9 protein-coding genes are annotated in these 16734 nt (G+C 67.9%); 2 read left to right on the forward strand and 7 right to left on the reverse strand.

The genetic code is table 11. The features are described from left to right. Positions 1 to 1755: a substrate-binding domain-containing protein gene (locus ACFVM3_RS20955; RefSeq protein ID WP_378440899.1), complete on the reverse strand. Its 1755-nt coding sequence runs from the start codon at positions 1753 to 1755 to the stop codon at positions 1 to 3. Positions 1756 to 1809: 54 nt separating this feature from the next. Further along, positions 1810 to 4413: a P-loop NTPase fold protein gene (locus ACFVM3_RS20960; RefSeq protein WP_378440901.1), complete on the reverse strand. Its 2604-nt coding sequence runs from the start codon at positions 4411 to 4413 to the stop codon at positions 1810 to 1812. Positions 4414 to 4550: 137 nt separating this feature from the next. Here ACFVM3_RS20960 and ACFVM3_RS20965 point away from each other — a divergent pair, with 137 nt between their 5' ends. Next, a complete protein-coding gene (locus ACFVM3_RS20965) occupies positions 4551 to 5102 on the forward strand; it encodes a snapalysin family zinc-dependent metalloprotease (protein ID WP_378440903.1) in 552 nt (183 codons plus the stop codon). Positions 5103 to 5148: 46 nt separating this feature from the next. Here the strand turns inward: ACFVM3_RS20965 and ACFVM3_RS20970 are convergent, their stop codons facing one another. Together ACFVM3_RS20970 and ACFVM3_RS20975 are read right to left on the reverse strand one after the other, a co-directional pair. Beyond that, positions 5149 to 5328, reverse strand: coding sequence for a ferredoxin (locus tag ACFVM3_RS20970; RefSeq protein ID WP_378440905.1), 180 nt, complete (start codon positions 5326 to 5328; stop codon positions 5149 to 5151). A gap of 5 nt (positions 5329 to 5333) precedes the next feature. After that, a complete protein-coding gene (locus ACFVM3_RS20975; RefSeq protein ID WP_378440907.1) occupies positions 5334 to 6536 on the reverse strand; it encodes a cytochrome P450 in 1203 nt (400 codons plus the stop codon). Positions 6537 to 6698: 162 nt separating this feature from the next. Here ACFVM3_RS20975 and ACFVM3_RS20980 point away from each other — a divergent pair, with 162 nt between their 5' ends. After that, a complete protein-coding gene (locus ACFVM3_RS20980) occupies positions 6699 to 7640 on the forward strand; it encodes a helix-turn-helix domain-containing protein (RefSeq protein WP_378440909.1) in 942 nt (313 codons plus the stop codon). 632 nt (positions 7641 to 8272) lie between these two features. Here the strand turns inward: ACFVM3_RS20980 and ACFVM3_RS20985 are convergent. From ACFVM3_RS20985 to ACFVM3_RS20995, 3 genes are all read right to left on the reverse strand, one after another. Further along, positions 8273 to 9505: a DUF222 domain-containing protein gene (locus tag ACFVM3_RS20985; RefSeq protein WP_378440950.1), complete on the reverse strand. Its 1233-nt coding sequence runs from the start codon at positions 9503 to 9505 to the stop codon at positions 8273 to 8275. 337 nt (positions 9506 to 9842) lie between these two features. Then, on the reverse strand, positions 9843 to 14726 hold the full coding sequence (locus ACFVM3_RS20990; protein ID WP_378440911.1) for a DNA repair ATPase: 4884 nt from the start codon (positions 14724 to 14726) through the stop codon (positions 9843 to 9845). After that, a complete protein-coding gene (locus ACFVM3_RS20995) occupies positions 14723 to 16732 on the reverse strand; it encodes a flotillin family protein (RefSeq protein WP_378440913.1) in 2010 nt (669 codons plus the stop codon). Before ACFVM3_RS20995 ends, ACFVM3_RS20990 begins: the two co-directional genes overlap by 4 nt. Positions 16733 to 16734 lie beyond the last annotated feature (2 nt).

Genomic DNA, 16734 nt, shown 5'->3' on the forward strand with positions numbered 1-16734 from the left:
TCAGAAGTTGCTGAAGACGTTGACGAACATCTTGTCGATGCCGTGCGGGTCGACGGCCTGGTAGCTGCGGGCCTTGGACTTCTGGGCGATCTCGTCGAGGACCCGGCTGTCGGCCTGCGCGCCGTAGGCCATGGTGAAGATGCGGACGGAGTTGTCCAGCCGTTCGGCGTCGACGTTCTGCAGCACCTGCTCCTTCGTCCCGGCCTCGGTGTTCTCGCCGTCGGTCAGGAAGACGACGGCGTTGATCAGGTTCGGGTCGAATTCCCGCCGCATCTTCTCGTTGGCGGCCGTCACGGTCTGGTACAGCGCCGTATCGCCTTTCGGGGTCAGGTTCTCGACCAGGTCGAGCATCGGACCGCGGACGTTCTTCACCTTGCCGATGGGCATCTTCTCCTCGTACCCGTCGGAGAACGTCCACAGCCCGACCTCGTCTTCGGGATGCAGGTACTCGAGCTGTTTCCGGATCGCGGGTTTCAGCAGGGCGATCCGGCTTTCGGAGTACGGCTTGTCCTTGCGGTTCTTGTCGAACGGTTCGTTCATCGAACCGGACAGGTCGAGCACCAGCAGGATCCGGCCGCGCCGCTGCGTGTACTCCCAGCCGTCCAGCATCTTCTGGATCTGTTCGCCGGTGGGGACGCCGATCTTCGGCGGCTCCTGGGCTCCCTGGGTGCCCACGACCCCGGCGAGCTCCGGGGTCCCGTTACCGCCGGGGTCGCGGAATCCCAGCTCACGGAACCGGTCCTGCTGGCCGGCCTCCAGCAGGAAGTCGTAGAAGTCCTTGGCCGCCGACTGCTGCTCCGGGGACGCGTTCGCGGTGATCAGGAAGGGATGGTCGATCAGCATCGTCCCTTCCCTGGGGTGGACGGCGACCAGCGGGCGCAGCGGCGCGACGGGGTTTCCCTTCAGCTGCGCCGGATCCCCGGTCGGCACGCCGCGGTTGTAGAGGTAGACCATCTGCTCCTGCATCGCCATCGCGCTGATGTAGGGCGTCGGCTTCTTGCGGTCCTCGTCGTACAGCGTCTTCAGGAAAGCCACCGAATCGTCGCTGTAGTAGGCGACCGACGCCTCGATCCCGCGGACGAACTGCACGGTCTCCGCGGTGCCGATCTTGCCGTAGTCACCGCCCGTCGCCGCGAAGTAGGTCGCGATGGTCGCGGCGAGCCCGGACGTCGACCGCCGCGGGTTGTCCTTGCCGAGCGTGAAGTTCCCCCACTGGGCGTACGCCGCGCCCCTCGAGGCCCAGCCCCCGTTCCGGTTCACTTCCAGTACGTCGCCCCAGCCGAGCGTCTTGCCCGGCCAGCCCATCGCCTTGGCCATCGGCTCGGGCATCGCGATCACCATCGGGCTGGTGGCGAGCGAGGTCTTCGGCCCGGCCTTGATCCGCTCGCCCTTTCCGCGCTGGCGCAGCAGATCGAGCCAGAGCGACGAACTGGGCAGCCAGACCTGGGGCTCGGGCTGGTGCTGGTCGATGTCGTTCCAGCCGTCGGCGATGAGGTCGAGCGTGGCACCCGAGGTCTTCTTGTGCGCGTCGACCTTCGCGCACCGCCCGCCGTCGAACATCCGGCCGGTGTTGTTGTACCGCTCGGCCAGTTCGGCGATCAGGTCGCCCTTCTCCGTGGAGGAATTGGTGACCAGGCGGACGCAGTCGGCCCTGGTGGCGTTCGAGGGCGGGGTGACCGTGGTGGCGAGCAGGACGATCACGAGCGTCCCGACGAGCACGCCGAAGACGAGCGAAAGCCAGCCTGATCTCCGCATGCGCCGCCCCCTAGCCGTCGTAGCGGGCAAGTGTAGCTACAACGTGGTTCCCGGTTATGTCTCCTCGGTCACGAGATCGTAGGTTTCGAAACTGAAGCGGGCGAGGGTGCCCACCCAATTCCGATAGACCTGTAGATCATCGAAGGATTCGACGTCTAGCCTCCATTCAGGTGGAAATGCCTCCCGTAGCGATTCCCCGGTGGAAAGGGCGATGAACGTCTTGCGCGCGGCGTCCGGATCGGCGACCAGCAGGGTCAAAAGGATGAGCACGGCACGGTAGGGGCCACCGACGAAACGCGCCAGTTCCGCGTCCGGGATACCGATGCGCACGAGCCGGTAGAGGTTGACGAGCTTCCGGATCTCGCGCGGCGTGTTCAGCCTTTTCCGCAGTACGTGGACGAAAGCGCGTTCGACCTCGGTGAGCCGCAACCGGTCCGGCCGCATGTTGTAGAACGTCGGCGGGGCCGTTTCCCGGACGACCACCTCCCTCGTTCCGCCGCGTTCGGGGACACCGTCGTCCTCCGGCCATTCTTCGGACTCGGACGGCTCCGGTTCCCGTTGCTCGATCGGCATCAGCGCGTCGATCAGCTCGTCCGCCGCGCTTCCCATGGGGCGCAGGGCGAACACGATCTGGAAGATCTTGTCGAGGTACTCCGCCTGTCGCGCCTCCCCCGCGCCGAACAGTTCTTCGTGGTGCTGGTCGAGGCAGCGCCGAAGCCACCGCGGGTCGACCGCGACCACCACGACGAATGCGGGCAGCGCCAGCAGCAGATGCACCGCGGCCAGCACCTCGATCACCTTCGACGGCGGGCAGCGGTCGAGATCGTCGATGTAGAGCACGATCCGTTCGAGCGGCGGCTTGCCCTTGCCGCCCGCCCGCAGCCATTCCTCCCTGGCGTCCACGAGATCGGCGCTCAGGTTCGCGAGGTCTTCCCGGACCCGGGCGAATACGCCTTGGTAGTCCCCGTATCTCCCGGTTTTCGCCTCCTCGATGAGATCGCCGAGCCTGCTGGCCGCGTCCAGCCGCCGCAGTCGTTCCTCGGTCTCCCGGACCTCGGCGTCGAACCGTTCCGCGCGTTTGTCGACGTCGTGCCGCAGCTTGTCCAATGTGGACTTCACCGGCGCGAGGGCGGCCCTGGCGGTGGTGAGGGCCGGGGTCAGCACCGCACCGAGCGCGACGACGGCGCCCGCCGCGGCGAGGATCGCGTTGTGCCACAAGACCCAGCCGGTGATGGCCGCGGCGACACCGAGTACGCCCAGCACCGCGTATCCCGCGACGGCGAGCCTCCGCCGCCGCCGTTCGGCCCGGTCGGCTCCGGACACCAGCAGTCGCCAGCGCCAGGTGTGCGGGGAATCCGCCTTGACCGCCTTCAGTCCCGCGAGCCGAGTGCGCAGCTCCTCGCGTTCGGCGCGGACCTCGCCGGCGTCCGCGTGCGTCTCGGGCGCGCCGAGGTTGCGGAACAGGTGGTCCACCAGGCCGACCCACAGATGGTCGTCGTGGTACTGCCAGGCGTTGAACCGGATCTGCCGGATCTCACCGGCGAACACGCTGTTGGCGGCGTCGCCGCGGGAGCGGCGCGCCAGTTCGGCCACCCGGTCGGTCACCTGCCGGACGAAACTCGACTTGCCGGAACCCCACGGGCCCAGCAGCGCGACGCACAGCGGCGGGCTGGTCTCGCGGTCGGCGATGACCGCGGCGAGGGTGCGCACGTCGTCGTGGAAGCCGATCAGGTCGACCGGGCTTTCGACGTCGGGCGTGATCCGCGGCCGCGCCCGGCCCGGTTTGCGCTCGACGAAGCCGGTGCCGTCGATCTGGTTGCCGAAGCGGTCCCACACCCGGATCGTGCGGTCGTCCCCGACCGTGACGATCTTCTCGTTGCCCGCGGTGCAGACGATCGCCCGGACGTTCCCCTGATGTCCCTTGAGGAGCGTGTAGTCCCGCGGATCGTCGATCTCGCGGACGCGGACCTCGCCGTCGGAACCGCCGGAGAGCACCAACTTGCCGTCCGCGCCGAAGGCCAGCGAGCGCACCACACCGGTATGCTCTGGGAAGACGAGGGCCGGATCGCCCTTGCGCCCCCACAACCGGACCATCTCCCCTTCGGCGGACAGCACCTGCCCGCCGTCGGCCGAGATCGCGACCACGTGTACCGCGCCCGCGCCGCCGAACCGGTAGTGGGAAACGATTTCCCCGTCCCACAGCCGTACGCCACCGGCGTCGTCCCCGGCGACGACGACCCGGCCGTCCGGGGTCACCGCGACCGATTCGACCTCCGGGCCGCCGGTGCGCAGAGCCCGTACCGTCGCGCCGTCCAGCCGCCGGACCTCGACGGTGCTTCCCGCTCCGGACACGGCGAAGTCCTTCGCCACCGCGACCGCCACGGTCCGCCTGGTGGTCTGGACCTCCGGGGCATGCGCGCCGGTACCGGTGATCCGCCAGCGCCGCACCGTCGCCCCATCGCAACCGACCACGTACTGGCCCGAAATACCCACCGCCAGCACCGGCCGATCGTGGCCGCCCAGTGCGAAACGCTGCTCTCCGGTCTCCAGGTCCCAGACCCGCACGGTCCGGTCCGCGCCCCCGGTGACCAGGCGATTTCCCTTCACCGCGACCGCGAGGATCGGTTCTTCGTGTCCGGTGAAACGCGCCGTCGTCATAACGGCACAGTCTTCCGGTCGCGTCAAGATCATGGTTAACGACAGGCGACTATCGGCGGGTACCCCGGCCGCCTCGACAGGTCCAGGGTCGACAGTGCTCCGAAATTCCAGCACGCCTTAAACGCGAGGAGTTCAACGTGCTTCGACGTACCTTCGCCGCGGTGCTCACCGGCGCCGCGCTCTCCGTCTCGGTGCTCTCGGCACCCTCCGCCGGTGCCGCCGAGATCATGGCGACCACCCTGACCTACGACGACAGCCAGGCCGCGGAGTTCAAGGAAGCGGTGGCCGCCGGCGTCAACGTCTGGAACACCAACGTCACCAACGTCCGTATCGTGAAGGCGACGCCGGGGCAGCGGGTCAACATCCGCGTCATCGCCGACAACGGCTGGCCGCGCGCCACGCTCGGCCCGGTCCGCCCCGGCGGCACGGTCACCGTATGGATGGGCAGGCAGGCCGTCCAGCAGGGTTACTACACGCCGCGGATCGCTTCCCACGAACTCGGGCACAGCCTCGGCCTGCCCGACGTGAAGCCCGGCCCGTGCTCGTCGCTGATGTCCGGCTCGACCGGCGGTGTCAGCTGCAAGAGCGTGAACCCCAACGCCCAGGAGAAGGCCAGGGTCCAGCAGCTCTACGCCGGCACCGCGGCGCCGAGCGCCGACGCGGGCAAGGTCCTCGCGGACGTCGGCTGATCCCGCGCCAGGGGGTGCCCGCCCGGCACCCCCTGGCCTGGGGTTTCTAGGCTTTCGCCGTGATGGCCGCCGCCGGGCACAACTGCACGGCGTCGCCGATCTCCGCCGGGTCCCGGTCCAGCAACCGGACCCGGCCGTCCACCTCGTCCTGTTCGAACACGTCGGGCGCGGTCAGCACGCACATTCCGGCGCCCACACAGCGTTCCCGGTCCACTTCGAGTTTCATCGCGATCAGTCCCACGCCACCGGGAGCGCGTACACCCCGTAGATGTCGGAATCCGTCCGCATCGGGATCTCTTCGGCCGGAACGGCCAGGCGCAGCTTCGAGAACCTGGCGAGCAGCCCGGTGAAGGCGACCTTCATCTGTACCCGCGCGAGCTGCTGGCCGAGGCACTGGTGGACCCCGTGTCCGAAGGAGCCGTGCCCGGCGGCGTTCCGGCGGACGTCGAGCCGGTCGGGATCCGGGAACTTCAGCGGATCGCGGTTGGACGCCATCCCCGACAGCGCGACCACCTCCCCCGCTTTGACGAGCTGACCGCCGATCTCGACGTCTTCGAGCGCGGTGCGCGCACCGGTGTGCGTGATGGTCAGGTAGCGCAACAGTTCCTCGGTCGCGCCTTCGATCCGTTCCGGGTCCTCACGCAGGATCGCGAGCTGGTCCGGATGCTCCAGCAAGGCGAAAGTGCCCAACGCGAGCATGTTGGCCGTGGTGTCCAAACCGGCTCCCAGCAAGAGGAACGCGATACTGGTGAGCTCCTCGTCGGTGAGTTCGGTGGTCGTCAGTTCGCCGAGGATGTCGTCGGTCGGCTCGGCCCGCTTCGCCAGGATGAGTTCGTAGAGGTACTCCCCCAGCGCGTTGATCGCGGCTTCCTGCACCTCGGCCGGAGCGTCCGGCTGGTTCAGCGGCAGCACGTTGCGGCGGAAGAACTCGTGGTCCTCGTAGGGGACACCGAGCAGCTCGCAGATCATCAGCGCCGGAATGGGCTGCGCGAAGGCCGTCACCAGATCGGCCGACGTTCCTTGCCGTTCCATCGCGTCGAGATACTCGGTGGCCACCTGCTCGACCCGTTCGGTGAGCAGCCGCATCCGGCGGACGGTGAACTTGCCGGTGAGCAGCTTGCGGTACCGCGCGTGCTCCGCACCGTCCATCCGGATGAACATCCCCGGAGCCGCCGGCGGCATCTCCACCATCGCGGCCGCGCCCGGCAGCGGCGAGTGCATCAGCTCCTGCCGGGCACTGAACCGCGGATCCGCGAGGACGGCACGGACGATCGCGTGTCCCGTCGCGAGCCAGCCTTCGTGGCCGTCGGGGAACGTCAGCCGGACGAGCGGGTGCTCGTCGCGCAGCGTGCCGAGCTCGGCGGGCGGGTCGAACGGGCAGCCCTTCGGCCGTTCGAGGGGCAGTTCGGTGAGATGTGGGACCGAGGTGGTCATCGCTGTTCCTCCCAGTTTTTACCGATACCAAAAGGCTACGTTGCATTTACATCTGCCTCAAAGCTATGGACTGGCTCTTTTGCTGTTGTTGCTGGTAGATTTCGGGAAATCGTTGCATCGGCCGTGGCGGTTAATGCAACGTCTCGTTGCAATGATCTGCGCGTGAACGCACAGGAGGTGCCCATGCCGGGCGGCAGGCTGACCCAGGAGGACCGCCGGCTGATCGCGACCTGGCTCAAGGACGGTCTCGGGTACGCCGAGATCGCCCGGCGGCTCGGGCGGCCGACGTCGACGATCAGCCGTGAGGTCGCGCGCAACAGCGGCCGTTCCGGCTACCGCGCCGAAGAAGCGAACCGCGTGACCGGCGAACGCGCGCGGCGCCGCAAACCACAACCGCGCGCCGTCCCCGTCGTCGAGAACGGCTACGGCCGGGACCCCGAAGCCGTACGCGCCTTCGAAACCGACTTCGCCGAGATGATCGTGGCGACCGGACTCCCCCGCATGACCGCGCGCGTCCTCGCTTGCCTGGCCGTCAGCGACGACGGCGTGCTCACCGCCGCCGAACTCGCCCGGCGGCTCCAGGTCAGCCCGGCCTCGATCTCGAACGCCGTCGCCTACCTCGAAGCGCAGGCGATGCTCAAACGGGAACGGGACGGCCGCCGGGAGCAGTACGTCATCGACGAGGAAATGCCGCAACGAGTGTGGGCCGAAAGCGTCCGCTCGAACCAGGAATGGGTCAGGATCTCCCGCCAGGGCGCCGAAGTCCTCGGCGTCGCGACCCCCGCGGGCGCCCGCTTGGACGACCTCTCCCGATTCCACGCACGTATCGACGACGTCATGCACGACGACCGCGTCGCGGTCTTCGCCGGTGACGCGCTGACCGTGCTCGCCGCACTCCTGCATGCTGGACGAGGACTTTCCCTGGTGGCGCTCGCTTCGGCACTGGAATGGTCTACCGAGCGGGTCGCTGCCGCCCTGCGGGTGGCCGAAGAACATCCGCACATCGCCGGCCCGGTCCGGGTGGATTGTCGCGATGGGGAGTATCGGGCGGTTCCGTTGGTGGAACGGCTCACTGGTGCGCAGTTGGCTGCTTTGGGATCCTGAGTGGTGCTGCGTCCGTTTCGTGGCCGCCTGTGGCTGCTTTCGGCGTCTTGTGGCGAGACTTGTCGGCGGCGGCCCTTGAACGGCCAAACGTGAACCCCGCGTCCGCCATGCCCGTCGCCACTTTCCGGCGACGCAGGCCTAACGGCAAGACTAGACTGTGACCTTGCAGGGCCAAAGCGGCGCTCCGCACACGCCCCCGTGGCCGCCTTTCCGCGACGCGAGATCTCGTGGCGAGACTTGACAGCAGCAGCCCTTGAACGGCCAAACGTGAACCCCGCGTCCGCCATACCCGTCGCCACTTTCCGGCGACGCAGGCCTAACGGCAAGACTAGACTGTGACCTTGCAGGGCCAAAGCGGCGCTCCGCACACGCCCCCGTGGCCGCCTTTCCGCGACGCGAGATCTCGTGGCGAGACTTGACAGCAGCAGCCCTTGAACGGCCAAACGTGAACCCCGCGTCCGCCATACCCGTCGCCACTTTCCGGCGACGCAGGCCTAACGGCAAGACTTGTTAGCGGCACCTCCGAAGGGGAAAAGCAGAGCCCTGCGAACACGTCGCACCTCGCCACTTTCCGGCGACGCGGCTCTAACGGCGAGACTTAGCCGTCCGTCGCCACTTTCCGGCGATGGGACTCAGAACGGTGGCGGTTCGTCGGCGAGCGATGTCCTTGGGCGGGGTAGGTGAAGCGGCGGGGGTGAGCTGTCGTAGCTCTGCCCGGTGGGGGTGGTGATGGTGAGGGTGCCGTCGGCGGCGAGGTGGTAGGTCCAGCCGGCTTCGTCCTTGAGGCGGTGATCTCTTCGGCAGAGGTCGATCAGTTCGTCGGCGTTGGTATGGCCGCCGTGCTGCCAGGGCACCGAATGATCGATGTCGCATGCCTGCGCGGGGCGGTGGCAGCCGGGTCTTCGGCACTCGCGGTCCCGGACCCGGACGAACTCGCCGAGGCCCGCGCTGGGTCGGTACCGGTCCCGCCCGAGGTCGAGGACCTGCCCGGAGAGTGGGTCCGTGATGATGCGGCGCAGCACAGTGTTCGAGCCGGTGGCGACATGCCGGGCGAGTGCGGCCGGGACAGTGCCGTGTCCGGCGAGATCTGCGGGATCGTCGTTGAGGCCAAGATAAGTGAACAGATCCATGTACAGGAACACTTCGGTGCGTTCACTGGTGCCACCTTGGCCGCCGAGCAGGAGGTCGAGCGCGACGTCGGCGCGTAGCTGCTCAAGGGTGCGAGTCTCCTCCCCTGTCTTGAGCGCGCGAGCTTCCCGATCGATGCGCCGGTAGGCGGCGGTGACTTTCTCGACCGGCCCGTCTTCGACTTCGATCGACGCCACTCCCGTTTCGCCTTGCCGCAAGGTCAGGCGACGACCTTCGCGATGCCTTTCGGCCCGCGCTTCGGCGCCCTCGCGGTCGACGGTGATCGCCGCGTGGTTCGCTGCTTTCCGGATCTGATCAGGATTCCTGCCCGGTAGTCGCTCCTCCAGGAGCGCATCGACGGTGCGGGCATCCTCGTCCGACAGCCACGCGGTGGCCGCGGCGACCTTCATCGCGCCGAAACCGCTCACTTCTCCTTGGTCCATCAGGGACAGAGTGCGAGGCAGACGGGTGGTCAACGCGTCAGCCGCGGCGACCATCGCACCGGCGTGATTGTCCACAAGAGACAGAGCAAAGGCGGCCTCCTGTGTGACGCTCGGCGCCCCATCGCGATGCCGGTTCAGCTGCGCCAGCGCCCGGAACCGGACCGCTTCCAGCCGTGCGATCCCGGCCGACGCCGCTTGCGCGACAGCGACGGAATCCTTGTCGTCCAACGAAATGACCGAAGCGTTCACCGCTTCCAGCGTCTCGGGGTCGGTGAGTCTTTCCAGTAGCGCCACAGGCGCGGAATGTGTGTCCACCCCACGACCATACGACCGGCCACCGACAGTTTCCGGGCTCACGTCCGGGGCAGGGGGTTGCCGATTTTCGACAACGAGGAATCCGCGGAGGGCTGCCGGTTATAGCCGCCGATTACCGGCAACGACGAGAGACCAACCAAGCAACATCACCGACTCTCGACAACAAGGCCCCAACAGAGACATGCCGTCGCCGAATTCCGGCAACGAGCTACCACCGGAGGCTCGGCAGCAACAACCACCGGGTCACGTCGTCGATTCCCGGCAACGAGAGCAGCCACCAACCGGCATCGCCGAATTCCGGCCCACCGAACAACCCCTACATCACATCCCGCACGACCATCCGCTCCGAAGCCCGTTCGATAGCCGCCTCGACCGCGCCGACCCGGTCCGCGAGCAAGCCCATCGCGCCGACCGCGCGGCTCATCGGGTCCTCGTCGTCTCCGCCGAGCGCCTGCGCCCTCAGGTACGCCGCCTTCACGTCCGCCCAGCGTTGCGCCTGCGCTTCGCTCAACCGTCCGCGAAGCTCCGCCAGTTTCAGCAGGTTCGCTTCGGCGCCCGAGGTGAGTGTCTGCGCTTCGCCGGCGTAGTGGTCGTCGATCAGCGCTTCCAGTTCGGTGTCGTTCATCGCGGGCACGATCCGGCCGGCGAGTTTGTTCATGTTCCGATACGAACCCTGTAGCTGGAACGGCGGTTCGACGCGGGACGAGTCCGCTTGTGCGGCCGAAGCGATGTACGCCTGGTTGTTCGTCAGGACGATCTGCTGCACCTTGATCAGTTTCCGCAGTACGGCGAGGATCTGCTCCAGTTCGGTCGCCGAGTACGCGTGCTTCAGCTGATCCGCCCGCACCGAACCGTCGCCGCGGGCCAGCCGGACGAGAACGTCCACATCGGACCGTTCGCGCGAGACCAGCGGCGCCAGGACGGTGTTCGCGGTGAGCGAGTTCTCGATGTAGCTCAGCGCGAACAGCTCTTCCTTGCCCGACAGGACATCGCCGAGGTTCCACACGTCCGCGCGGTTGGCGAGCATGTCCGGGATCCGGAAACGCTTGCCCTGTTCGGTGTACGGGTTACCGGCCATGCAGACCGCGAACCGCTTGCCCCGCAGGTCATAGGTCCGCGTCCGGCCTTCCCAGACGCCCTCCATTCGCCGTTGCGCGTCGCACAGCGAGATGAACTTCTGCAGCAGTTCCGGCGACGTGTGCTGGATGTCGTCGAGATACAACAACACGTTGTTGCCCTGCTCCAGCGCGAACGAGATCTTTTCGACCTCTTGCCGCGCCGTCGCGTTGGGCGCGTCCGCCGGATCCACCGACGTGACCTCGTGTCCGAGCGCCGGCCCGTTCACCTTGACGAACACCAGCCCGAGGCGGCTCGCGACGTACTCCATGAGGGTCGTCTTGCCATAACCGGGCGGCGAGATGAGCAGCAGCAGACCGGACTGGTCGGTACGCCGCGCGTCGCCGGTCGCGCCGAGCTGCTTGGCGAGGTTGTCGCCGATCAACGGCAGATAGACCTCGTCGAGCAACCTGTTGCGCACAAAGGCGCTCATCACCTTCGGCTTGTACTCGGACAGCCGCAGCCTGTCCCGCTCGGCCGCCACCAGGTCGTTGCGCAGCCGTTGGTACGCCCGGAAACCCGGCACCCGATCACGCCGGAACCGAAGTGTCCTGGCCAGCGTCTCGTCGAGCCGCAGGGTCAGTGACCGGTTGACGATCCGCGGATGCGAGCCGAGCAGACCGTCCACAGTGGCCGAAAGCTCCGCCGATGAGTCGTAGCGGGGCAGGTCGGCCAGTTCGATCGCGACGGCCTCGGCCAGCTCGTCGTCAGGCAGGCCTGTCGAGTCTACAAAGGACCGAAGCCAGGCCTCGGCGAGCTGGTGACGGTCGGCGAGGTCTTCGAGCGCACGCAAGTCCTCGGCGAAGCTCCGGCGGTCGAGCCGGAACTTGTCGAGCAGGGTCCGCGCGCCACCGCTGGTGACGAAACCCGGTGACGCGTCGGCCAGTTCCTCGAACAGGTACTCGCCGGCGAGTTCGAGGTCCAGCGTCAGGCCCGAGGACGCGGCGAACGCGCTCATCGCGTCGGTGAGTTCCCGCGCCAGCGAGTCGATCGCCGTGGTGTGCCCGAACGCCTCCCGCACCCGCGCGAGTGACGCGGCGCGCGTCGTCCACGCGGACTTCGCCGCTTCTTCGGCACCGAAAGCCCAGAACAGCTGGGCGGCGGCCCTGGCGGCGGGCGGGTAACGCAGCAGCCCGGCCCCGGATCGCAGGCGCACCAACACCGACAGGATCGCGGCGGCGTCGTGGTCGTGCACGCCGCGTGCGTAGCCCTCGTCGTAGCGGTCACCCGCCACCCGCCGGACGACGCCCAGCAGATCGGCTTCCTGCAGATCCGGCTGTTCGGCCAGGATCGACGTCGCCAGGTATTCGGCGCGGTAGACCTCGGGCGATTCCGAGACCAGCAACTGGTCCCAATACTGCCGCGTCTCCTCGAACGAGGGATCCCGCACGGGAGAGCGGTAGTCGGTCCCGGTGATCGCGAACTTCATCCCGCCGTCGTGCGGCACCAGGGTGAGGTCGATGTCCTGCGTGTTGACCGCGAAGGTGTTGCGGCCGAGGCGGATCGTCTCCCCGCCCTCGCCGTAGAGGTCGAGCCGGTCACGCAGCGCGCGGCCTGCCTCCTGGCGGGCGGCCTTGACCCGCCCTTCCAGCTCTTCGGCGCGCACCTGGTCGCCGAGGTCCCGCAGTTCGGCGACGACGCTGCGCAGCTTCGCGACCATCGGGTCGGAAGCGAAGTAGGTGTTGATCTCGTCGACCGAACCGAGCGAGCCGACCCGCCTGGTGACACTCGAGAGGATCCGCTCGGCCGAATCGACCAGCCGGTCCGCGCGACGCGCCCGCTCGTCGAGCAGTGCCTGCTTGCGCGAGGAGAACGCCTCGTAGACGTCGGTGCGCTTCTCGCCGAGCGACGCGAGGAAGTCATCGAACTCGCCGAACCGCGATTCGAGGTTTTCCAGCTGCAGCAGCAATCTGCCGAGCTGCTCGTCGCAACGGTCGGGAGTGTCCGCGATCGCGAGCCCGCCGGTGATCGCCTGCGCGAGCAGCGCGAACTCGGCGGCGAACTCCGCCCGGCCCTCGGTCTCCAGCAGTTCCTTGCGACGCGCTTCGAGGGTCGCGCGAGCCCGGTTGACCGCGCCGATGACCTCGCCGACGCGTTCGAGGATCTTCGTCCGCACCACGGCGTCCGCGATGTCCAGGCCGCCGACGACGTCCGTGAGGACTTCGAGGCCGGCGGACTGCTCGTCCAGCCGCTCGGCGACCGGGACGGCCTCGGCGACCGTGGAGATCGCGCCCGCGGCCTCGATCAGCCCGTCGACCTCGGCGTGGTAGCTCGTGAACGCGTCCTCGCCCTGCAGGAACCGGACGGCGCGCTGCGCGGCCTCGCCGAATTCCGTGTCGAGGTCGGCGATCAACTTGTCGACCCGGCCGGTGTCGACATAGCGCAGTTCCCGCACGGTGACGAGATGTCCTCGCGCGCGGTGCATTTCCGCGAGCCTGCGCACCCACGCGTCGGCCGCGTTCAGCGCCTCGCCCCGCACCTTCCGCACGAGCGACGCGGTCTCCGCGGCCGCCTCTTCGACGGCCTCGGCCGCCTGCGAGGTGAGCGCGGTGACCGTCTCGAACTCGTCGAGCACCTGTTCGGCGGTGACCCGGACCTCCGACAGCGGCGACCGCAGATCGCCGAGTTCGGCCTCACCGAGCCAGTGATAGTGGTCGAAGACCCGCGCGCACGCGGCGATCAGGGCCTCGAACACCGCCGCGGACGGCGCCATCTCGCCGACCATCCGGCCGATCGAAAGACAGTCGGAGATCCCGCGGACCAGATCGGCGTTGCCCACCCGCTCCAGCGGCCCGGTGCCGGCGGGCTGCGACGCCGCGTACGTGTCCGACTGGAACGGCGTCCGCCACACCTGCATCGGATGCACGCGGCTCGGCTCGTCGGACAGCGCGCGGAACAACACCATCGTGCCGTCGTCGAACAGCGAGTACCCGTGGCACGGGATCGGGTTCGAGACCTCTTTGCGGATCACGTTGTACGGCAGGAGCAGCGAGCGTCCCTCGGCCCGCGCGTGGAAGACGTAGAGCACGTCCTCGCCGTTGGGCGAGCGGATCACGCGCTCGAATTCGAGACCGTCCACGGTGGTGTCGAAGGTCTTGCTGACACCCGTGTCGAGATAGTAGCCGCCGGGGAAGATGATCCCGTGGTCCTCGGGCAGCCGCTGGCACGCCTGCCCGATCCCGTCGAGGCGCACCACGTCCCGCGTACGGGTGTTGAACACGAGGTACCGGTACACCGTCTCCTTGTAGGGCAGGATCCGCAGCAGGATCAGCGGGCCGATCCTGGCATAGGAGACCTCGGCGTCGGCGAGGCTCTGCAGTGGCTCGTCGACCGGTTCGGCGTAGACGCCCTCACCGGTTTCGGTGTTGTTCTCGACCTTGATCGTCAGGTTGCCGCCGACGGTCTCGACGAACACGTCGTCCTCGATCGAGATATGCGGATGCCGACCGAGGACGTGCTGCTCGCGGCTGGTCTCGATCCATTCGAAGTCGTGCGACGGCGGGAAGACGTGGTCGCGTTCTCCTCGGCTGTCCACATAGGACACCTTGCCGTCGGCGGCGATCCCCCAGCGCAGCACGCGGATGTCCTCGGTCCGCGGACCGATCTGGAACACCGCGAGCAGTTTGCCCTCGACCCGCCGCAGCTGCAGCAGCTTCGCCTGCCGGTAATACCGGTACAGCTCGGCGAAGTCGCGGACGAACTGCTCGTCGCGCAACAGCTCCGGCAGCTCTTCGGCGGGCACGTCGTCGAAGCGGAACGCTTCTTTGTCATGGCTGAAGCCGTGCAGCGAGAAGACGTCGTCGACCGTCGTCTCGGGTTTGAGGCCGATGAAGACGTTGTAGCCGAACAACATCCGCCCGCCGACCGACACGACGTCCCGCGGCACGCAGTTGTTCGCCGTGCGGATCCGCTCCGTGCCGATCAGCGCGAGCTGCGCGCTGCCGAAGACCCCGAGCCGCGCGGTGTTGAGCTCGTCCGCGCGTTTCGCCAGTTCGGCGGCCTGTGCGGCGAGCCGGGCGCGGAGCACCTCATAGGTGCCCGCGTCCAGCTGCTCCGTTCCTGCCGCCGGTTCGGTCGTCGTCACTGCTTCGCGGGGGCGAGGGTGGCGACAGAGGTGTCGGCGAGGCCGAGCCGCTGCGCCATCGACAGCAGCTCACGCAGCTTGTCGCTGTCCGGGCCGCCCGCCTGCAACTGCTTGGCCAGGAAGGCCGACAGCGTCAGGTTCTTCACGTCCTCCGTGCTCACCGAGCCGACCAGTTTCGTCAGGTCGTCGGTGAAGCTGCCCGAACCGTCGAGCCACGACTTCCCGAGCGTCTGGACGACGTCCGAGTGCTCGACGAAGCCGTCCACGCTCTTGCCGAGTCCGATCGAGCCGATGACCTTCTCGAAGAACATCGTCTCGCCGCCGACGATGTCGATGTCGGCCTTCTCCAGCCCGATGCCCAGCACCGTGGCCTGTGCCTCGGCGACCTCGCGCTGCACGTTGAGCGCGGCGAGCCGGATCTCCTTCTCGGCCTCCAGGCGCAAGCGGTACTCCTCGTGCTGGCGGCTGGCGGTGTCGAGCGCGGCCATCGCGGCGGCCTTCTCGGTGAGACCTTCGGCCTCGCCCTTGAGCTTGTCGCGCATCCCGTCCGCGAGCACGATCGCCTTCTCGCGTTCGACGATCGCCTCGGCCCGGCCGACCTTCTCCAGCGCGTCGGCGTCGCGTTCCTTGACCTGCGCCGCGGCCAGCCCGATGGCGGCCTCCTCGGCCTGGATGCCTTCGGCCAGGCGGATCTTGGCGCGGGTGTCCAGCTCGGCGGCCTGCTGGCGGGCCTCGGCCAGCGTCAGTTCCTCGCGGGCCTTGTGCTTCGACGCGGCCTCGGCCGCCTCCGCGGCCTTGATGTCCTTGACGAGGTTTTCCTGCGCCTCGGCCTCGGCCCGGATGATGATCGCCGAGCGCTGCCGCTCCGCCTCTTCGACGACGCGGAGCTTCTTGATGTTCTCTTCCTGCTCCGCGACGGTCTTCTCGACCGCGATCCGCTCGCGGATCACCTCGGCGATGGACCGCTTCTCGGTCTCGACTTCCTTGTCCTTGGCGATCCGGGACAGCTCGGTCTCGCGTTCGCGGCCGATGACCTCGAGCAGCCGGTCCTTCTCGATGCGCTCGCTCTCGATGGCGATGACCCGCTCGCGGTTCTTGCCCGCGACCTCGATCTCACGCTGCTGGTTCTGGTGCTGGATGCCGAGCTGCTCGTCCGTCCGCAGCTGCGCGGCCTGCGACTTGAGCCGCTCCTCCGCCTGCACCTTCGCGATCTCGGCCTCTTCGCGCGCCCGCATGGTCTCGACCTCGCGGTTCTGCTTGATCTCCGCGTCGGCCTGCCGCCGCTCCAGTTCGAGGATCGCCTCGCGGGCGTCCACGTTCTGGCGGGTGATCTCTTTCTCCTCGCTGCGGCGGAACTCGTTCGTGCGCACGTGCTCGATCGCGGTCAGCTCGGTGATCTTGCGGATGCCCTGCGCGTCGAGGATGTTCGCGGAGTCGAGCTGCGCCATCGGCGTCTGCTCGAGGTAGTCGATGGCCGCGTCCTCCAGGCTGTACCCGTTGAGGTCGGTGCCGATGACGCGGATGATCTGGTCGCGGAACTCGTGGCGCTTGGTGTAGAGATCCACGAAGTCCAGCTGCTTGCCGACGGTTTTCAACGCCTCGGAGAACTTGGCGTTGAACAGCTCCTGCAGGGTCGCCTCGTCGCTGGCGCGTTCGGTGCCGATGGCCTGCGCGACCTTGATGACGTCCTCGACGGTCTTGTTGACCCGCACGAAGAACGAGATCCGGATGTCGGCGCGGATGTTGTCCCGGCAGATCAGGCCCTCGCGGCCGGTCCGGGTGATCTCCATGGCCTTGACGGAGGTGTCCATGATCTCGGCCTTGTGCAGCACCGGCAGGACGATCGCGCCGGTGAACGTCACGTCGACGCGGCGGACCTTCGAGATGATCAGCGCCTTACCCTGCGGCACCTTCTTGAACAACCTGGTGATCGTGAAGAGCAAGACCAGGAGGATGACGACTACCACGGCGATCAGCACGCCGGCCCCCACACTGATGGCACCCATAG

This window comes from Amycolatopsis sp. NPDC057786, assembly GCF_042797905.1.
Classification (GTDB): Bacteria; Actinomycetota; Actinomycetes; order Mycobacteriales; family Pseudonocardiaceae; genus Amycolatopsis.

Bases quoted from the DNA above. Each gene is read 5' to 3' on its own strand.
- ACFVM3_RS20955 (WP_378440899.1), bottom strand. From the start codon at position 1,755: ATGCGGAGATCAGGCTGGCTTTCGCTCGTCTTCGGCGTGCTCGTCGGG.
- ACFVM3_RS20970 (WP_378440905.1), bottom strand. From the start codon at position 5,328: ATGAAACTCGAAGTGGACCGGGAACGCTGTGTGGGCGCCGGAATGTGC.
- ACFVM3_RS20995 (WP_378440913.1), bottom strand. From the start codon at position 16,732: ATGGGTGCCATCAGTGTGGGGGCCGGCGTGCTGATCGCCGTGGTAGTC.
- ACFVM3_RS20975 (WP_378440907.1), bottom strand. From the start codon at position 6,536: ATGACCACCTCGGTCCCACATCTCACCGAACTGCCCCTCGAACGGCCG.
- ACFVM3_RS20960 (WP_378440901.1), bottom strand. From the start codon at position 4,413: ATGACGACGGCGCGTTTCACCGGACACGAAGAACCGATCCTCGCGGTC.